Source organism: Trichocoleus sp. Lan, from assembly GCF_039961855.1.
In the GTDB taxonomy this organism is placed as follows: Bacteria; Cyanobacteriota; Cyanobacteriia; order Cyanobacteriales; family FACHB-T130; genus FACHB-T130.
Map to the genome: position 1 here is coordinate 1 of NZ_JAMPKA010000004.1, position 19,021 is coordinate 19,021.

Below are 19,021 nucleotides of genomic sequence, written 5' to 3' on the forward strand. Positions count from 1 at the left end.
ACGCGCATCCGGGTTAGAGCCAATAAAGTCGTTCAGATCAGCTAACATAGAGCCATTATCTCAACCTGTTGGAATCTTCTCTAGGTTCTCACAACTGACTTGGGATTGCTATAGCAGCAGGAACAGGATAAATAGAAGTAGTGAAACTGGAAGATAAATCATAAACATCTGAGGGAAGGATTCCTGGTTTGAGTCCTTCACGCTGTCGCTATTGTATAAAGTTAGAGAAATCGAGCGGGACGGTGTTGACCACCTTACGCATTCGTTATTGCCGTACACGAGCAGGAAAGGTTCGCGGTTGTGCGCCCCTACGATAGGGGCTGAAAGCATTACTTACTAAGTAGGGTTTTCCCTAATGACAAAACTTTTTGGATAGAACAATATTAGATTAAGGCAAGTAAATAAGTCTTGTGACTGAAAGCTGCTTTCTCAAAGTAATTAGCAGTGTACCCATTTACTGAAAAAGACTATTTTCTTGCCTCAGGTAAAACAGCTTCTCCATATTAAGTAATCGCAATCAAAGAAGCTGTGCGCGAGCCTATCAAACGATAACGTTGAGTGAGTTAAGTCTATAACGGAGGTAACTGAACGTATGGCACTAATACGTTGGCAACCATTCCGCGAAATAGAAACCTTACGCCGTCAATTTGACGAACTGTTTGAGGAACTTGCAAGAGGCAACCGCGAGTCTGAGATGACTTGGACGCCTTTGGTTGAACTTCAAGATATGGATGACAACCTCATTCTCAGGGCACAACTTCCCGGATTAGAAGCTAAGGATCTCGATGTCCAAGTGACTCGTGATGCAGTTTCAATTTCGGGGGAACACCGCTCTAAAAACAAGGTTGAAGAGAAAGGATATTTCCGCTCGGAGTTTCGTTACGGTAAATTCCAACGGATGATTCCTTTGCCGGTTCATATCCAAAACGAGCGGGTACAAGCTGACTTCCAGAATGGCGTCTTAACGCTGACTTTACCTAAGGTGGAAGAAGCGCAACGCCGAGTTGTCAGACTCAACTTGGGTGAAAGCCAAGGCGTGGGCAGCGTTAGCGTAGCCATGCGCGATAGCGCTATAGCGATGCCAAAGGAAATCGCTGGGGCAAATGCTTCCACAAATGCTTCCACGACGGTAGAAGCGAATAGCGAACAAGGTAACGGTCATAATGACCAGGCTCAAGCTGAATCAGCGATCGCTTCCTAATTAATGCGCTTCCCATCCTCCATTCCTCCTGAGAGACATGGCAACAGAAGGAATTCCTTCTGTCTGTTGCTGAAACGACAACTAACCGCGATCGCAATCACTGCAAGTGCGATCGCGGTTAATTTGTTCACATAACAGCTTTGTGCATTCCCACAAGTTAAAGGATTATTCCAATTTGTCTGTTGAGCGCTGCTTCAATCGCCGCATCAGTGGCTTGAACTGAGATTTTAAAATACACACCCACAGCAGCCTTCAATCTCCAGTAGTGTTGCAGCTGGAGATTGAAGCGTGGTACGGTTGCATCTCCCTGGAATCCAGGTTAAGCCTGGTTCTTTACGAAGACGAAAATTCAGGGAATAATTAGAGAAATACAGATGAGGAAAATTTTTAGTTCGGTAGAAATACTATGCTGAGAATTGCGATCGTAGCTCTATTAACTTTGGAGATAGTGTTATTGTCTGCGTTAGCGCTATCTCCAGCTAACGCGACTAGCAGTGACTTTGAAAATTACATCTGGAGCTTTGCAGATGTAGGCAGCCATCAAGTTGTTTGTAAGAAGATTGTGATGCATCCGGAGAAACAGTTGCAGTCCGGAGAATCTGGCAGACAAGTTGTAAAGATGTCTTCTACCTCTACAGTCGTGAGTGATAGTTATTGTGCTGCCTCAACGAAACCTGTTGTGGGAAGCTAATCGGTTACTTCAATACTGAGCTGAGTGGGAGGTAAATGGAACGCACCTCACATGTTAGTTATGTTTTGCCCGATTGCTCCCGGAAAGGTATAGCAGTCCTAAATGATGCGTGAGAGCGAGATGACCGACTTCCTTAAAGAAGTCGGTCATCTGTTCTGCTGATTCACAATTCCAATAGGGTTGTTATAGCGCCAGATAAAAAGAGATTATTACGCGCAAAATTCTCATAATACAAGTATTTTAATTCTCAAAATAATATCTCAAATTTTATATTTTTTAGGTTCGGACATCTCTACCTTCTTAATTCCAAATTTCCGCCTAAAGTAGCATTTACAAAACTAAATAATCTTTATTAAAGTTTTGTGAAGTAATTTCCTCTGTTTATAAAATCCTTCACAAGGAATAAAAGATCTATAGAACAGAGCCTCTTCTAATCTAAATTAGACTTTACTACAATTAGGAGGTTAGTGATGAGAATTGCACAAGTGGCTCCTTTATGGGAGCGTGTTCCACCTCCAGCGTATGGCGGCATTGAATTGGTTGTCGGGTTACTTTGCGATGAATTAGTCCGGCGCGGTCATGAGGTCACTTTGTTTGCATCTGGTGATTCCATCAGTCTCGCTAAATTAGAATCTGTTCATCCACAAGCACTCCGTTTAGACTCCTCAGTGAAGGAATATAGCATTTACGAAATGCTGCAATTGAGTCGAGTCTACGAGCAAGCAGATAAGTTTGATATCATTCACTCTCACATGGGCTGCGCTGCCTTGCCTTATGCGAATCTGGTAAAAACGCCTACTGTTCACACCCTGCATGGCATTTTTACCCCAGACAATGAAAAGCTGTTTATGCACGCCCGTCGTCAACCTTTCATTAGTATCTCCAATGACCAGCGGGAACCCAGACTAAATCTGAACTGCGTCGCTACAGTTTATAACGGCATCAATCCAACGATTTATGAGTTTTACCCCCAGCCGGATAACCCCCCTTACTTGGCTTTTCTAGGTCAAATCTCACCGGAAAAAGGCCCGCATTTGGCAATAGAAATTGCTAAACGTTCTGGCTGGCACTTAAAAATGGCAGGGAAAGTGGATGTCGTTGATGCGGAATATTTTGAGCAGGAAATCAAGCCTCACATTGATGGTAAGCAGATTGAATATTTAGGTGAAGCAAACCATGTTCAAAAGAATGCATTGATGGGAGGGGCTGTTGCAACTTTATTCCCAATTACCTGGCGCGAACCGTTTGGGTTAGTCATGATTGAATCGATGGCATCGGGAACACCAGTGATTGCAATGAAGATGGGTTCTACGCCAGAAGTGATTGCTCACGGGAAGACAGGCTTTTTGACCGACAACGTTGAAGAAGCGATCGCTGCAATTGATCAAGCTGCTCAATTGAACCGCTACGCTTGTCGAGAACACGTGCTAAGCCACTTCAGCGCACAACGGATGACGGACGGTTACGAAGCAGTTTATCAACAAATCTTGGCAGAGCGCTTTTCGCAAAATGGTCACGTCCGCAGTCAATCTAGATTGCGTAGCACCCATTAATCGTTAATCGTTTTGAGGAATCTTACAGGGGGGAGGAAGCTTGTGCCATCCAAACTGTAAGTTTTAATTCCTCAATTCAGTTCAGTTAAGAGCAAATCGCAGTTTAAGAATTTTAATTGCCCTAAAATTTAGTATAATTTCGCCTGGTTGCTATTAGGTGAGCCGACTTAAAAATCATTTCGCTAAATTAAGTTGTATGCAATTTCGCGTCTCTACAAAGCCTGAGATTTATCTCAAGGCTCTTTTGTCAGTGCCCTTCGACTTAGCAATGGTGCAAGCTATGAGCTTTGCCACTAACCGGAATGCTTGATAATTGAGCAAATTTTTACATAACTGTGGCTCAGATAAAGATATAGATAAGGGAGCAAGCCATCTACCAATCGGCAAGAGGACTTCCCAATGCACTACCGTCTTAGATACCTCAGCTTTACTACTGCGACTCTACTACTTTCGGTAACATTCCCCCTTTTACCGCTTACCTCAAACTTTGAGCCGTTGGTAGTTCAGGCGCAAACGACCCAAGATAGAAATGCTAAGGCGAAGCGGCTGAACGAAGAGGGACTTCAGCAATTAGACCGGGGGCAATTTCGAGAAGGCTTAGAGAAATTCCAGCAGGCTTTAGCGATCGATCGAGAAATTGGCGATCGCAAAGGCGAGGGAGTCAGCCTCAACAACATTGGGCTAGCTTACAATAACTTGGATCGATATCCCAAAGCTTTAGAGTTTTATCAACAAGCTTTAGCGATTTTTATGGAAAGTCGGGACAAGGCGGAGGAAGGTAACACTCGCAATAACATCGGGTTAGTTTACCGCAAACTAAGTCAATACCCCAAAGCCCTGGAGTTCTATCAGCAAGCCTTAGCTATTCGCAAAGAAATTGGTGACAAGGTAGGGATAGGGACAGCCCTCAACAACATTGGAGCAGTTTACACTAGCCTTGGGGAGTACCCAAAAGCCTTAGAGTTCTTCAAAGAAGCCTTAGCCATTCGCAGAGAAATTGGCGACAAGACAGGGGAAGGGACAACCCTCGGCAACATGGGGTCAGTTTACAACGAGTCGGGACAGTACCCGAAAGCCTTAGAGTTTTATCAACAAGCTTTAGTCATTGCCAGAGAAGTTAGAAACAAAGCGGGGGAAGGGGCAACTCTCAGCAACATAGGGACAGTTTACAACAGTCTTGGAGAGTACCCGAAAGCCTTAGACTTCCATCAACAAGCTTTCGCCATTTTCAGTAAACTTGGTGCTAAGGCGTGGCAAGGAAATACCCTCAACAACATTGGGTTAGCTTACAACAACCTGGGGCAGTACCCGAAAGCTTTGGAGTTTTATCAACAAGCTTTAGCCATTCGTAAAGAAATTGGTGATAAGGCGGGGGAAGGGGTGACTCTTAGCAATATTGGAGGAGTTTACGGCGATCTGGGGCAGTACCCGAAAGCCTTGGAGTTCCATCAACAAGCTTTAGCCATTTTCACTCAAATTGGTGACAAGGTGGGGCAAGGAGACACCCTCAACAGCATGGGGGTAGTTTACGCCAATTTGGGGCAGTATTCAAAAGCTTTGGAGTTCTATCAACAAGCTTTAGCCATTCGCAAGGGAGTTGGCTATAAGGCGGGGGTAGGGGCGACTCTCAACAATATTGGGTTAGTTTACTCCAATCTAGGACAGTACCCAAAAGCCTTGGAGTTTTATCAACAAGCTTTAGCGATTGGCAAAGAAATTGGCGACAAGGCAGGGCAAGGGGTGACTTTCAACAATATTGGGTTAGTTTACGCCAATCTAGGACAGTACCCGAAAGCGTTGGAGTTTTATCAACAAGCTTTAGCGATTGGCAAAGAAATTGGCGACAAGGCGGAGGAAGCGAACACTCTCAGCAACATCGGGATAGTTCACCGCAAGTTAAATCAGTACCCGAAAGCGTTGGAGTTCTATCAACAAGCTTTAGCCATTCGCACAAAAATTGGCGACAAGGCGGGCGAAGGGACAACCCTTGATAACATGGGAGCAATTTACTACAACCGGGGACAGTACGAGAAAGCATTAGAGTTTTATCAACAAGCTTTAGCCATTCGTAAAGAAATTGGCGATAAGGCGGGGGAAGGTGTAACCCTTAATAATATTGGGGCAGTTTACTACGACCAGAAACAGTACCCAAAAGCGTTGGAGTTTTATCAACAAGCTTTAGCCATTCGCAAAGAAGTTGGCGATAAGCCTGGGGAAGGTGTAACCCTCAATAATATTGGTTGGCTTTTAGAGAAAAAGCAGCCAGAATTGGCGATCGCTTTCTTGAAACAATCCGTCAATGTCACGGAAGCCATTCGCAAAGATTTAAGAAGCCTGCCAAAAGAGCAACAGCAGTCTTACACCGAAACCGTTGCAGCCACCTATCGTCGTCTCGCTGACCTTTTGCTCAAAGAAAACAGGGTACTCGAAGCGCAACGAGTCCTCGACTTGCTCAAAGTTCAAGAACTCGACGATTACCTCCGCACCGTACAAGGGAACGAAAATACAAAACCGGGGGTGGAATATTTACCCTTAGAAGAGCGACTTTTGGGCGAGTACAATACTGAACTCGCTTCCGTTGTCCAAATTGGTAAAGAACTACAGAAACTCCAGAAGATTCCCGCAAGCGATCGCACTCCACAGCAGGAACAGCGCCGACGGCAGATTGAAACCGCTCAGCGGGCAACAACTCGAAAATTTCTCGATTTCATCGTTTCTCCCCAAATTGTCGCCCTTGTCGGGCAACTGAACCAAACTACAGGCGGCGAAAACCTCAGCCCACAAATGCTTGTAGGTTTACAGGACAATCTCAAGAAACTGGCACAAGATGCCGTTCTTCTCTATCCGCTGATTCTCGAAGACCGCCTGGAACTGGTACTCATTACCCCCTACGCGCCTCCGATTCATCAAACTGTCCCCGTCAAAAGAGAAGAACTCAACCGCACCATTGTCGATTTTCGCTCAGCTTTGAAAAATCCGAACGCGAATGCGAAAGAACCTGCCCAAAAACTCTACAATTGGCTCATTCAACCGATAGAAGCTGCCCTTAAAGAAGCGAACGCCCAGACGATTATCTATGCCCCAGACGGGCAACTGCGTTACATTCCCCTGGCGGCTTTGTATGACGGCAATCAGTGGTTGGTGCAGAAGTACCGCGTCAATAATATCACTGCCTTGAGTTTGATCGAGTGGGACAAGAAACCCCAAGCGCCTAAGATTTTAGCGGGTGCGTTCAGTCAGGGAAATTACAGCTTTCAAGTCGGCGATCGCAACTTCAACTTTGGAGGATTGCGCTTTGCAGGGAAGGAAGTCGAAAACTTGGCGGCGATGCTTCCTAACACGACAGGTTTACTCAACCGGGACTTTAGCGAAAAGGAAATATTAGCCCGGATCAGCGATTATTCTATCCTCCACTTCGCGACTCATGCCGCCTTTGTCACGGGGAAACCAGAAGATTCGTTTATTTTATTTGGCAATGGCGATCGCGCAAATTTCCGCGATGTCGAAACTTGGCCTTTGAAAAACACCGATCTCGTCGTCCTTTCTGCCTGTGAAACCGGAGTCGGCGGTCAATTAGGTGATGGGAAAGAGATTTTAGGCTTTGGGTACCTGATGCAAAAGGCGGGTGCGAGGGCGGCGATCGCGTCTTTGTGGACGGTCGATGATGGCGGTACCCAAGCACTGATGAATGCTTTCTATACCGCCCTAGAAAATGGCAATACCCCAAAAGCTGAATCCCTCCGCCAAGCACAAATCGCCTTGATTACCGGCGACTATACAGCTTTGGGTCAAGAACGGGGCATTTTTGTCGTCGAACGGATTCGCGATATACCCGGTAATGTTAGCGATCGCCTTAGCCACCCTTATTATTGGGCACCCTTCATCTTAATTGGCAATGGTCTATAAATGCCGATTACTGCTGTTCTTGCCCCGATCCGCCTTGATTCGGTCGTTGAGTCGCGGCGGCATTCTCCGGACTTTCTTCTTCGGCTCTTCTCGCATCAACACCTTCATCCAGAAGATCGGCTGGCTCTACTGAGAGGTCGGCAGCAGTATCAATCCGACCATTCGCATTCGTGTTGGGTTTTGGTGAAGTGCTTTTATGACTGGCATGACCACCTGGCATAATTTTTTCCTCAATTTAAATGAATTTATCTCTTTCAGCTTAGACTCGTCGGTTTAGAGAAATACCCTATCTTGGGGCTTAAATTTGGCTAAAAAAACCAACATTTCTGATTAGTTTCTGTTTATTCATTTCTGTCTATTTATACTCAAAAAGTATAGATGGAGACGCGACAACCCTTGTTTATACTGGCTATCTAGACGAAACTCGCTTTCAACGGCTTTCAACCCGGCTCTGCCAGAATTTGTCACCCGTGTCTTTTTAATTACCAGAATATTTTTTAGCATATTGAGATTTTAATTCAAGAGATCATACTTAGGATTGATGAGCTTACTAAGATAAATTTGCTTTTCTCTTGAAGAGTTGCTCGATTAAAAGATTTGTTAAATCGGTTAAAAAGATTAGCTCTGTTCTGGCATAAATACGATGAGTCTCTTCAAAGAAATATCGCTAAAGATACGTTTTGTTCTAGGATCGCTGCTCTATGTGAGTTATATGCCGCAGGCATGGGTCTATTCTCGCCAACGCGATCGCATTGAACAAGAGTTTCTCAATCCGCCAGCCGATGAGGCTTTTGACAACCCCGGAAAATTACTGCGGGGCGAGCCAAGCAATCGAGGTGCTAATTTTTACTTCGAGCAAGCAGAGTTAGAAATTTGTTTTCTGACTGACGATTTAGTCCGAGTGGATTGGAAGCCGGGGATACCGCCGATTCCGTATGCGATCGCTCGTCAGGATTGGTCGGAAGTCGAGACGACGTTGGAAGAAACGGCGGAGGGTTGGACGGTTTCGAGCCACAATCTCACCGTTATCGTCGGAATCGATGGCAGCCTGAAATTCTGCGACGCTTCTGGACAAACCATTCGGGAAGAACTCCCGCCGCAGCGAAAAGATGGGGGATGGATTCACAAAGCCCAACTGCGAGAAGAAGAACGCATTTATGGCTTGGGAGAACGCGCTTCTTCCCTCAACCTGCGTGCAGCGAGGGAGGTGACAAAGAAAGGACAAGTTACCGAGCAACCGAAAACCTATCGGATGTGGAACTATGACGCTGCTGGGATGTATGCCCCCGGTTCAGATCCGATGTATATCTGCATTCCAGTTTATTGGGGTCTTCACTCCGCTGGCAGTTACTTGGTTTTCTATGAAAATTCTTTTAATGCCAATTTTACGTTTGCGGATGTCGCCACAGCCGACTTCGACGGAGGATCGCTGCGTTACTACTTTACTTCCGGCTCCCCTGCGGAACTACTAGAGCGTTACACGGAGCTGACGGGACGTTCTCCCCTGCCTCCCCGCTGGGCTTTGGGATATCATCAGTCGAAGTGGGGATATGGTACCGAAGAAGCAGTCCGAAAAGAAGCCAAGACATTTCAGGCTCATAATTTGCCGCTGAGTGCAATTCACCTAGATATTGACTGTCAGGTGGGATACCGAGCCTTCACGATTGACCCAGAACGCTTTCCCAACTTAGGAAGTTTTACGCAAGAACTGGCTGAGCTAGGGGTACAGTTTATCGCCATTCTCAACCCTGGAATTAAGTACAGCCGCCAGAGCAACTTGTTCTTAGAGGGTCAGATTCTCGATGCGTTTTGCAAACACCCCAACGGTAAGCTTGTTGTTGCCCCAGTTTGGCCCGGTTGGTCAGTTTTCCCCGATTACACAAATCCAACGGTACGCAAGTGGTGGAGTCGGCAGTATGCATACTTGCTAGATGTCGGCGTGGCGGGATTTTGGCACGACATGAACGAACCGGCTGCTTTTATTCTTTGGGGCGATCGCTCTCTTCCCAAACCGACACGGCATTTCTTGGAAGGGAGAGGTGGCGACCACCGCGAGGCGCATAACATCTACGGGTTGCTGCAAGCGGAGGCGGGATACGAAAGTCTGCGGGAACATAGACCCCATCAACGCCCGTTCATTGTTTCGCGTTCGGGTTGGGCGGGACTCCAGCGCTATGCTTGGACTTGGACGGGTGATATTGAGTGTACTTGGGCGGCGTTGCGGCAGACGGTGGCGACGGTTGTGGGGTTAGGACTATCGGGAGTTCCTTATAGCGGCCCGGATATCGGCGGTTTTCAGGGAAATCCGAGTGCTGAACTTTACCTGCGCTGGTTCCAGATGGCAAGTTTTCTGACTTTTTGCCGCACCCACTCTTCTAATAACGTTGAACACCGCACGCCCTGGACGTATGGCGAACCTTACCTGAGTATTATTCGGCAATTCTTGCAATTACGCTACCGACTGCTGCCCTACTTCTATACATTGGCTTGGGAAGCAAGCCAGAAGGGTTATTCTCCAGTTCGTCCGCTTTTCTGGGCTGACAGCGATGAATCTGCACTTTGGGATGTAGAGGATGCTTTCTTGTTGGGCGATGCACTGCTGATTTGTCCGATTGTCGAGGATAAAGCGCGATCGCGTGAAGTCCTGTTACCCAAGGGTCGTTGGTATCGTTTCTGGGATGATGCCGTACTGGAAGGTTCGCAGCTGGTGAATCTGGATGCACCGCTAGAGCAGATTCCGGTGCTGGTGAGGGCGGGGAGTATTCTCCCAATGGAGGAAGAGGGGCAACTGATTCTCCACCTCTATCCACCCGTGCAAGGAACCGGCGAAGCTCATCTTTACAGCGACGCCGGAGATGGATATGGAGAATCGCGGCTCGATCGGTTCCGGATGGTGCGGGACGAGAACGGTTTAGAACTGACCTGGGAAGAACAACACGGGGATTATGCTTTCCCTTACGCCAGTGTCCAAGTGCAACTTCACGGGATGGAAGTGCAGCAAGCTTGGCTAGATGGGGCAGAAGTGACTTGTCAGGGGAATCGTTTGCAATGCGTTAGCGCAGCGGGAGGCGGTAGCATCCATCGCTTCCAGCAAATTCGTTTGAAAGGAGCGTTTTTTTAATCCCAATTGCCTGTTTTCAGCTTGATTGCAGAATGGCTACGTCAGTCCTGTCGATGATAGTTTCATGCGTACAAACAATGCCGGTGCCAAGAACACGATCCACAACGCCGCGATCGCAAACGTCACCACCTCAAGCGCCACCCCGTAAATGCCGATGAGGCGAGGCACCAGTACGAGCAAGGCAAGTCCTCCCAAACCGACCGCCAGCTTCAACATTTGCTTTTGGAGGGGAAGTATATCTGGAGAGTAATGAACGTACCAATATTCCAGGGGCATTCCAATTCCCATACCCAGTGCAGCACCAAAAATTTCCCAAGCTTGGGGCAAAAAGCCGGTGAAAGGAAACACTGCAACGGGTGCGGAAAGACCGAGGATTAAGAAAAATCGAAAGGGGCGTCCGGAGAACCAGTGCAAAAGCACGAACCACAAACGCTGATAAGTCAGCACCAGGATCAGCCCGATCGACACACCACCGAGTAAGTCTACCGGATAGTGTACGCCGAGATATAGGCGACTCAGCATCACCCCCGCAACAATACCCACCGCAACCACGATCGGGATACGATCGAACGCAGCCAACGTTCCCCACAGGGTAGTTGCAGTAACGGTGTGTCCGCTGGGAAAGGACGGTACTGTTTGTTTTTCCCGGATCTCGATCTGCGGGTCGTGCGGACGCGGCACAGGGAAAAGTGTCCAAATTAGGACGTTTGTAAAGGTTGCCCAGAGGATAATACCCAGCAAGCCGTAGGCAAGCTCTCGCCCCCAGATCCACAACACCACAGCAAAGACCACGGCGATCGCCGGAACTGTCCCTAGTATGGTAAGGGTCTTAAAGAACCAACTCCAGCTAGCCCCAAAAAAGCGCTGAACCCCAATAATCGACTCAGCACTCCACAGTACCTCAATCCCCATGCCGCAATTTTTTCCAAAAAACCTAACTAAATATATTACGTTTTAGCTAAGTCGCCGTGCTGGAGGAGAATTCCACGCTTAGAATGCGGTACCAAAGTCTTAGTGGGACTTAGGCATTTTCTAGCCCCTTTAGGGGCTGAAAACCTCTCTGAGCAAGAAAAAAAGGTCGATAATCAAAAAATGCCTGAAACCCTTGTGAATACTGGATTTATGCTCTTTTGAGCTGAAAATTTTTCTCTGTCTAAGTTTGAAGCCATTTTTTTATCAGTTTTTGTCTAAGTCCCGTTAGGGAGAAGCCGTCCCTGTTCGCTGGGAAAAAGCCGATTCATAAATCTACGGTGGGGTCTAATAACTGGCTGTTTCCTCCATCTCCTCTTTCCTCGCCTTCTCTCCGAGACGCTACACGAACGGCATGGGTCATAGGAGTATCGTCAACAGGCGGGGTTTCATCCCGCGGGGTTTCATCCCGCTCCCCCTCGATCCGGTAGAGGACGGGACTTCCTGCGAGGCGAGTTAAAAACCAGAGGGAAAAGTCTCTGGCACTTCGTCTGTCTCCCATCCGGCACGCTCTAGTGGCTGCACTGCTTGGGTTTCGTCGAAGTGGATGATGGCGTCAAATTGGTCGGCTAGCCGTGCGTGGAAGTAATGGCTGCTCCGCTCGGTCTGGGGTCGATAGATGACACCGATCGCCCGTTCTAATCGAGGCTCCCGCAATCCTTTGATTGATGAGCCACTGTCGCGTAAGGCGAGCAGGAAGCGCGGCAAACCCGTATCGTGAAACAGCCCTTCATAACTGTCTGGGAGTGCCGGACGGATGCGTTTGCGTTCGGCGGGTGCGTCCCAATTTGAGGCGGCGGTGACGGTTCCCGTGTAGGTGCTGAAGCCGACGAGTACCGCGTCGCGACCGTACTGTTCGCGCACCAGTTGACCGACATTCAGTTCGCCGTGTGCGCTCATGTCGGTTGCGCGGGCGTCACCAAGATGGGAGTTGTGTGCCCAAAGGACGACCTTGGTGCGATCGCTTTGTTTGTCCAAATGAGCGACGAGGTGTTGCAGCGTTTCTGCCATGTGGCGATCGCGCAAATTCCACGACGATACCCGACCACGAAACATTGAGCGGTAGTATTCCTCGGCGTTCTTGACCAGTCGTGCGTTCTGTTCGGCATAGAAAAATTCGTCCTCTGTTACGCGACCATCCCGATGGGCGTACTCGCTAGCACGATGTTGCAATTCTAGAAGTTGGTTGACAACTTGGCTCTCACAGGATTCCTCATCATCGAAGTTGGCGACATACCCGTAGGATTGAGCGTCTTCACCAAAGTCTTCAAAGCACGAGTAGCGGTGACGCGCCTGTTCTGCCGCCTCTGGGTCAATTTTGTCAAGGTAGTCGAGAACGGCGGCGATTGACTGGTGTAGGCTGTAGAGGTCAAGACCGTAGAAGCCAGTCTTCGTCGCATTTTCAGGGAGGGCGCTATTGTACTGGCGCAGCCAATCAATGAAGTTGATCACATCCGCGTTGCGCCACATCCAAGCGGGGAAGCGTCCAAAGCCAGAGAGTGCTTCGTTACTGGTGGTATCGTCGCTGATACCAGTGACGTAGCGGTTGACGCGGTAAGCATCGGGCCAATCGGCTTCGACAGCGATCGCTGTAAAGCCTTTTTCTTGAATCAGCCGCTTGGTAATTTCGGCTCGCGCTTGATAAAATTCATGGGTGCCGTGGGATGCCTCACCCAGCAAGACAAAGCGGGCATCGCCAATAAGTTCCATTAAGGGGTCGTAGTCCGAGGTGGCACCTGTGAGCGGGTGGGCAATTTGGCGCACGGTATCGGTTAGCTTAGTCTGAGTCGCGTTAGTCTGAGTCGCGTCGGGCATCGCTTTAGCCCTCCTTTCAAAAATTTGCTTGGGACAGCGAGCGCTATTGAGTGAATACTGATGCGATCGCATTGCTGATGAGAACTGGTTCTTGGCAGACTCTTATACTTGTGCAAAGTCTCAGAACGTGGAGAGTCTACCTCCAAACTAACTGCCACGATTTCTGCTAACTTCTACCCCAGGAAAGGCTCTGAGTGAAGTTAGTCTGTTATGAGGAATACAAAAAAGCCGAGAAACGTAGACGTTGCACGCTCAAAGTCTGATGCGTGTAGCAGCGATCGCTTTCTTGGCATTCTTGGCAACGTTGACGATCGAGACTTCGGCTTAATTCGCCCGTTGAAAAACTCTCAATTTATTACTAATAAAGCTTGCAATGACTGCATCGACGCCTGCCTACGTTCTCGCCCTAGACCTCGGTACTACCGGCAACCGAGCGATCTTATTTAATGCTGAAGGGACGATTGTTAGCTCTGCTTACAAAGAACTCACTCAGTATTATCCCCAACCGGGTTGGTTAGAGCATGACCCCAGAGAAATTTGGCAAGATACTTGTTGGGCGATGCAGACTGTATTGCAGAAGGCGGACATCACTGCAAAAGATATTGCTGCGATTGGGTTAAGCGTGCAGCGAGAAACTTGTCTGTTGTGGGACAAAACCACGGGGCGACCTTTGCATAATGCCATTGTCTGGCAAGACCGACGCACTGCACCCCTGTGCAATCAACTTGCAAGTCAAGGTCATGCAGCAGATATCTACGATCGCACAGGGTTAGTATTAGATGCCTACTTTTCTGCAACTAAATTAGCTTGGTTGTTGGAGGAAATTCAACGAGAACATCCCCCCATCGATTTAGAGAATGTTTTAGCAGGCACGATTGATACCTGGATTCTCTGGAACCTCACGGGCGGTAAGGTACACGCCACGGATGATAGTAACGCCAGCCGCACGATGTTGATGAATCTGGCTTCGCGGGAGTGGGATCAGACGCTACTGAATTTATTTAAAATTCCGGTTCATTTGATGCCAAAAATTCAGCCAAGTTTAGGCTTATTTGGCTACACTCAGCCGGAATTATTAGGCAGTGAGGTGCCCATTACGGCGATTTTAGGCGATCAACAAGCTTCCTTATTTGCTCATGGTTGCGATCGCCCTGGCTTATTAAAATGCACCTATGGCACTGGCTGCTTCTTAGTTACACATACCGGAGAAAAAATACAGCGATCGCGCAATCAACTCCTTTCGACTGTCGCTTGGACGCAGACAGGTAATGACGGAAAAATCCAAGTCGGCTATGGCATGGAAGGCAGTATATTTACCACTGGAGCTTGCATCCAATGGTTGCGGGATGGTATTAAACTCATTACGGCGGCTACGGATACAGAACGAATGGCGCAGCAGGTGGCGGATAACGGAGGTGTTTACTTCGTTCCGGCGTTGAGTGGTTTGGGTGCGCCGCACTGGGATATGAGTGCGAGAGGGGCATTTTTCGGCATTACGGGCGGGGTGCAGCGAGAACACATGGTCAGGGCGGTACTAGAAGCGATCGCCTTCCAAGTCAAAGAAGTTGTACAAGCAATCAACCAAGATAGCGGCACCGACATTTCCCTACTAAAAGTAGATGGCGGAGCTTGTCAAAATGACTTTTTAATGCAATTCCAAGCGGATGTTTTAGGAATACCAGTAGAACGTCCAGCCGTTCTCGATGCCTCTGCACAAGGTGCCGCTTTTGCTGCTGGTTTAGCAGTTCATTTTTGGCAAGATTACACTACATTAACCGCGAGTCGTCAAATCGACCGAACTTTTCAACCCGGTGCAGGAGCTACCCAGGCACAGGCGAATTTTACAATGTGGCAAAAAGCAGTTGAAAGAGCAAAACATTGGGCGGAGGAGTGAGGACTGAGGGCTGAGGGCTGAGGACTGAGGGCTGAGGGTTGAGGGTTGAGGTTGAATAGAACTTCTTGGTTAAGATTATGTCCGGCGAATTAGACATAATTCCTCAGCATCCGGAACCCCACCCCAACCCCTCTCCGCTTGCGGGGAGGGGCTATCAACTCCCCTATTGCCCGTAAAAATAAAAAACATTTATTCCGATTCCTTCTCTTTTTAGGAGGGGGCTAGGGAGAGGTTTCAATGGGATTATTTGCCCAACCCCAGAAAAATTGTCAGATAATCTCTATCTGCGTGCCCACTGACGGACGCTTGAAGGACTCCCAGGCATTGCCACCGCGTAAGAACAGTTCGATCCAGCGTGTTTCTTCGCCTTGGGCATTTTTCCAACCGCTGCTACCGGGTGCGAAGGCTAATTGTCCGGGTTCAACGGCAAAGCTGCCATCGCTCATTGTCGCTTCTTGCTCGATGTCACCGATCCGCAAACGGATATTCGCGCGATCGCTGCCATTACTGGCATCATATTGAATCGTCGTTTTTAAGTTGCCATAGCCGTCAATATAGGCAATTCGATTCGACGGCACATCGGGGATATCCGAAGGCTCAATCTTATCCCCTAGCGCATCTGGTTGTCCCAACGCGATCGCCGCCGCCGCTTGCGGAAACAAGTCACGAGAACGAAACTGCGAACCTTCCGCAGCAACAGCAGCCCAGCTCAATTCCGCTACATCGCGGACAAACGAGAAGGCATAGCCAGCATTGACTCCGATCACCCGCACACCCGTCGGGAGGCGTGCGAAAGCCAGACGTTCACCGGCATTCCCGACACGCGCCTGTTCATCGTCTTCGCGGGGCGCAACGTTGTGGTAAATGATTGTTCCAGCCGGGGCTTCATTCAAACCTAACTGGGCGATACAGAAGCCAGCAGCCAGGGTGGCAAAAGCAGGCACGGGGGTGAGTATTGGCTCAGCATCTGGTAGATAGAACCTGATACGCTGCACTACTTCCGCAAAGGCGAGATCGCCAAAGCCGTAATCAGCGATGATGTGGACTAGCATAAAGTTTCTTAGCTGTTGCTCTTTGCAATTTCATCCTATCGACGGGCATTTTTGAATGCTTACCGCCTTGGTATGATTTCCGAGCGATCGCCAGAAACTATCGATGCGAATAAACCCGCACCCTTTAATTTATTTCCTATCAATATTTGTTTAACTTCTAAATTCTCTCTATACCTCTTCTCTCTGCGCCCTCTGCGCCTAAAGCGCTAACGCGCATGGCTTCGCTAAGGCGGTTCGCCAAACAATCAAATAAGATTGCTATATTCGACTAATCAAGTCAACTTCACCCAGTTATAAAGGCGAATTAATTGAAAAGAATTTATTGGTTTGCAAGTACCATTATCGTTATTTTGTTAACAACTTTTATCCTAGAAAGTAAAGTTTTATTTCTCGGTGCCATGACCCAAGATGAAGCCTTTGGTCATCCCGGCACTTGTCCAACTTGGTCGCCTTCAACCCTCACCTTTCTCGGTACTGCCCAAAACCCAACTTCAAAAGTGTGGTTCACGGGTTTCGATGGCATCATTAGCCAGATATTTTATCCTTCGGCTGACAAAGCAGCGACGGTAGATTGGCAGTTTTTAGTAGGCGATTCGGCAAAAACTTGGGTTGATGAAGAAAAGCAGGATACTATCAGCCAGGTTAGTTTGAATAATACGCGATCGCTATCTTGGAAGATTACCAATACGGCGAAAAACGGCAAGTATCAAATCGACAAGACAATTTTCACCGACCCCAATCGCAATACTTTAATTCAGCAGGTAACATTCACCGCACTCAGCGGAACGCTGGATAATTTTAATCTTTATACTTTGTATCATCCAGCTATTGACAATAACGGAAAAGCCACTACAGGTTACAGCACTACTTACAAGAATATTCAAATGCTGATTGCTGAAAATCCCACCAGCAATCAAGCATCGGCATTGGCGAGTTCTCTAGGTTTTAAAAAAGGCATGATGTCTTCTGGATTCGTCGGACGCAGCGACGGCTGGCAAGACCTCAAAGGCGGTGAAGTTGATAATACGATGAACTGGACTTATGAGAAGGCAACCAATGGCAACATTGCACAGATGGCAATGTTCGATCTCAGTCCTTATGCCAACCAGAAATCGGTCACTTTTAACCTGGTACTTGGCTTTGGCAACAGTGACAAAAACGCTGAATCGGAAGCCGTAGGAACCCTAAAAGATAATTTCTCTACGATGCTGTCCGCTTACAACACACAATGGAACAGCTACACCAATCATTTAAATACCTATGGCGGCACCGCAGATACTCAGTATTATGTTGCGGCAATGGTACTGAAGGCAGCGACTGACAAAGCATCGGGTGCGATGGTTGCAGGTTTGGGGAATCCGTGGGGGAACTCTAACTACTCAATTTGCACTCCATCCGGCATCGAAATGTCAGGCGGCTACCACCTCATTTGGCCTCGTGACTTGTATAAATTTGCCAGCGCCTTACTTGTTGCAGGCGACACGGCTACCCCCAAAAAAGCCCTGGATTGGTTGCTAAGCACTTTGCAACAACCAGATGGACATTTTCTTCAGAATGCCTTTGCGGACGGTACGCCTTACTGGAATGGCATTCAAATGGACGAGACTGCCTTCCCAATTATTTTGGCGTGGAAACTCGATCGTACTGATGCAGACACCTATATCAAACACATCAAGCCAGCTGCTGATTATATTGTGAAAAATGGCCCAGTTACGGGGCAAGAACGTTGGGAAGAAAACGCAGGCTATTCTCCCGGCACCATTGCTGCGGAAATTGCGGGTTTAGTTTGTGCCGCAGATATTGCCAAAGTTAACGGTGACACAACCAGCGAGAAACGCTATTTGGCAACAGCAGACTACTGGCAAGGCATGGTAGAAAACTGGACGTTTACGACTAGCGGTTCGATTGGCAATGGCAAATATTTTGAACGCATTGATGATAATGGAAATCCCAATGACGGACACATTTTACACATTGGCAACGGTGGCGGCGATCGGGATGAACGTTCTATCGTTGACAGTAGCTTTTTAGAATTAGTGCGTCATGGAGTAAAAGCTGCAAATAATCCCTATATTCTCTCCTCCCTTCCAGCGATTGATTCCACCATTAAACAAACAATTCCCGGCAAAGGAGAGGGTTGGTTTCGCTACAATCACGACGGTTATGGAGAAACATCAACGGGTGCAGATTATACAGGTGCGGGAATCGGGCGTTTGTGGCCTATTTTTACCGGAGAACGCGGTCACTTTGCGATCGCACGTGGTAACAAAGCAGACTCTTACCTGGCAACAATGCGTGCCTTTGCCAATCCTTCTTACATGATTTCCGAGCAAGTTTGGGATCTCAATGCACCCTCTGGTTATACTCCCGGAAGTCCCACTAAATCAATGACTCCCCTTTCCTGGTCGATGGGAGAATACATCACGTTGCTGGCATCAAATTATACTCATAAAGTAATGGATATGCCGGAGGTTGTCTATCAACGCTATGTCGTCAATTCATCCAAACCGCATCAAGGCAAAACGGTAGATTATCAGGAAGCTGACTCGAAACAAGGGCTAGCTTTAACGATTTATTACAAAGGATTATTGACAAATTCCGAACAAGTCAAACTGCACTGGGGATACGATAATTGGCAGCAAGTTACTGACAACTTGATGAGCCAGCGAGAGGATGGCTTCTGGGAGACAAAGCTCTCTGTTCCTGCTACGGGAACAACTTTAAATTTTGCTTTCACCGATGGAAATAATTGGGATAACAATGGGGGCAACAACTGGAATGAAACTATCTCGCCTTCTTAAAGCTGAATATGTCTATTG

At 47.9% G+C, this 19,021-nt stretch carries 14 protein-coding genes; 8 read left to right on the plus strand and 6 right to left on the minus strand.

Annotated features, from left to right (window positions below):
* Window positions 1-592: 592 nt before the first annotated feature.
* Window positions 593-1,201, plus strand: a complete 609-nt coding sequence (locus NDA03_RS04470) for an Hsp20/alpha crystallin family protein (protein WP_348237402.1) — start codon at window positions 593-595, stop codon at window positions 1,199-1,201.
* Here NDA03_RS04470 and NDA03_RS04475 read toward each other — a convergent pair.
* Complete coding sequence (locus NDA03_RS04475; protein ID WP_348237403.1) at window positions 1,198-1,332, minus strand: hypothetical protein; 135 nt, start codon at window positions 1,330-1,332, stop codon at window positions 1,198-1,200. The genes NDA03_RS04470 and NDA03_RS04475 overlap by 4 nt on opposite strands.
* 275 nt (window positions 1,333-1,607) lie before the next feature.
* On the opposite strand from NDA03_RS04475, the gene NDA03_RS04480 reads away from it, so the two are divergent.
* The 3 genes from NDA03_RS04480 to NDA03_RS04490 all read left to right on the plus strand — a co-directional run bounded on the left by NDA03_RS04480 (window position 1,608) and on the right by NDA03_RS04490 (window position 7,351).
* Window positions 1,608-1,892 (plus strand): hypothetical protein, encoded by a 285-nt coding sequence (locus tag NDA03_RS04480; protein ID WP_190667661.1) that lies wholly within the window; start codon window positions 1,608-1,610, stop codon window positions 1,890-1,892.
* Window positions 1,893-2,362: 470 nt separating this feature from the next.
* Window positions 2,363-3,445: a glycosyltransferase family 4 protein gene (locus NDA03_RS04485; protein ID WP_348237404.1), complete on the plus strand. Its 1,083-nt coding sequence runs from the start codon at window positions 2,363-2,365 to the stop codon at window positions 3,443-3,445.
* Between the two features lie 399 nt (window positions 3,446-3,844).
* Window positions 3,845-7,351 carry a tetratricopeptide repeat protein gene (locus tag NDA03_RS04490; RefSeq protein WP_348237405.1) on the plus strand — a complete coding sequence of 1,169 codons (3,507 nt, stop codon included), beginning with the start codon at window positions 3,845-3,847 and terminating at the stop codon, window positions 7,349-7,351.
* A gap of 7 nt (window positions 7,352-7,358) precedes the next feature.
* Here NDA03_RS04490 and NDA03_RS04495 read toward each other — a convergent pair whose 3' ends face one another.
* Complete coding sequence (locus NDA03_RS04495) at window positions 7,359-7,571, minus strand: hypothetical protein (protein WP_190412242.1); 213 nt, start codon at window positions 7,569-7,571, stop codon at window positions 7,359-7,361.
* A gap of 423 nt (window positions 7,572-7,994) precedes the next feature.
* Here NDA03_RS04495 and NDA03_RS04500 point away from each other — a divergent pair, with 423 nt between their 5' ends.
* Window positions 7,995-10,472 carry a glycoside hydrolase family 31 protein gene (locus NDA03_RS04500; RefSeq protein WP_348237406.1) on the plus strand — a complete coding sequence of 826 codons (2,478 nt, stop codon included), beginning with the start codon at window positions 7,995-7,997 and terminating at the stop codon, window positions 10,470-10,472.
* Window positions 10,473-10,508: 36 nt separating this feature from the next.
* Here NDA03_RS04500 and NDA03_RS04505 read toward each other — a convergent pair whose 3' ends face one another.
* The 3 genes from NDA03_RS04505 to NDA03_RS04515 form a co-directional block, all read right to left on the minus strand.
* Window positions 10,509-11,384 (minus strand): phosphatase PAP2 family protein, encoded by an 876-nt coding sequence (locus tag NDA03_RS04505; protein ID WP_348237407.1) that lies wholly within the window; start codon window positions 11,382-11,384, stop codon window positions 10,509-10,511.
* A gap of 325 nt (window positions 11,385-11,709) precedes the next feature.
* Window positions 11,710-11,943, minus strand: a complete 234-nt coding sequence (locus tag NDA03_RS04510) for a hypothetical protein (protein WP_348237408.1) — start codon at window positions 11,941-11,943, stop codon at window positions 11,710-11,712.
* Window positions 11,898-13,256, minus strand: a complete 1,359-nt coding sequence (locus NDA03_RS04515) for an erythromycin esterase family protein (RefSeq protein ID WP_348237409.1) — start codon at window positions 13,254-13,256, stop codon at window positions 11,898-11,900. Before NDA03_RS04515 ends, NDA03_RS04510 begins: the two co-directional genes overlap by 46 nt.
* Before the next feature lie 210 nt (window positions 13,257-13,466).
* Between NDA03_RS04515 and NDA03_RS04520 the strand changes: the two genes are divergently transcribed.
* A complete protein-coding gene (locus tag NDA03_RS04520; protein ID WP_190536164.1) occupies window positions 13,467-13,703 on the plus strand; it encodes a hypothetical protein in 237 nt (78 codons plus the stop codon).
* Window positions 13,630-15,150 (plus strand): glycerol kinase GlpK, encoded by a 1,521-nt coding sequence (glpK, locus tag NDA03_RS04525; RefSeq protein ID WP_348237410.1) that lies wholly within the window; start codon window positions 13,630-13,632, stop codon window positions 15,148-15,150. Before NDA03_RS04520 ends, glpK begins: the two co-directional genes overlap by 74 nt.
* A 269-nt stretch (window positions 15,151-15,419) precedes the next feature.
* Here glpK and NDA03_RS04530 read toward each other — a convergent pair whose 3' ends face one another.
* Window positions 15,420-16,202: an SAM-dependent chlorinase/fluorinase gene (locus NDA03_RS04530; protein ID WP_190529635.1), complete on the minus strand. Its 783-nt coding sequence runs from the start codon at window positions 16,200-16,202 to the stop codon at window positions 15,420-15,422.
* Window positions 16,203-16,510: 308 nt separating this feature from the next.
* Here NDA03_RS04530 and NDA03_RS04535 point away from each other — a divergent pair, with 308 nt between their 5' ends.
* Window positions 16,511-19,003, plus strand: a complete 2,493-nt coding sequence (locus NDA03_RS04535; RefSeq protein WP_348237411.1) for a glycoside hydrolase family 15 protein — start codon at window positions 16,511-16,513, stop codon at window positions 19,001-19,003.
* Window positions 19,004-19,021 lie beyond the last annotated feature (18 nt).

Coding starts and splice junctions, on each gene's coding strand:
- NDA03_RS04500 (WP_348237406.1), top strand. CDS start 7,995: ATGAGTCTCTTCAAAGAAATATCGCTAAAGATACGTTTTGTTCTAGGA.
- NDA03_RS04515 (WP_348237409.1), bottom strand. CDS start 13,256: ATGCCCGACGCGACTCAGACTAACGCGACTCAGACTAAGCTAACCGAT.
- NDA03_RS04490 (WP_348237405.1), top strand. CDS start 3,845: ATGCACTACCGTCTTAGATACCTCAGCTTTACTACTGCGACTCTACTA.
- NDA03_RS04510 (WP_348237408.1), bottom strand. CDS start 11,943: ATGGGAGACAGACGAAGTGCCAGAGACTTTTCCCTCTGGTTTTTAACT.
- NDA03_RS04495 (WP_190412242.1), bottom strand. CDS start 7,571: ATGCCAGGTGGTCATGCCAGTCATAAAAGCACTTCACCAAAACCCAAC.
- NDA03_RS04505 (WP_348237407.1), bottom strand. CDS start 11,384: ATGGGGATTGAGGTACTGTGGAGTGCTGAGTCGATTATTGGGGTTCAG.
- NDA03_RS04485 (WP_348237404.1), top strand. CDS start 2,363: ATGAGAATTGCACAAGTGGCTCCTTTATGGGAGCGTGTTCCACCTCCA.
- NDA03_RS04530 (WP_190529635.1), bottom strand. CDS start 16,202: ATGCTAGTCCACATCATCGCTGATTACGGCTTTGGCGATCTCGCCTTT.
- glpK (WP_348237410.1), top strand. CDS start 13,630: ATGACTGCATCGACGCCTGCCTACGTTCTCGCCCTAGACCTCGGTACT.
- NDA03_RS04470 (WP_348237402.1), top strand. CDS start 593: ATGGCACTAATACGTTGGCAACCATTCCGCGAAATAGAAACCTTACGC.
- NDA03_RS04520 (WP_190536164.1), top strand. CDS start 13,467: ATGAGGAATACAAAAAAGCCGAGAAACGTAGACGTTGCACGCTCAAAG.
- NDA03_RS04480 (WP_190667661.1), top strand. CDS start 1,608: ATGCTGAGAATTGCGATCGTAGCTCTATTAACTTTGGAGATAGTGTTA.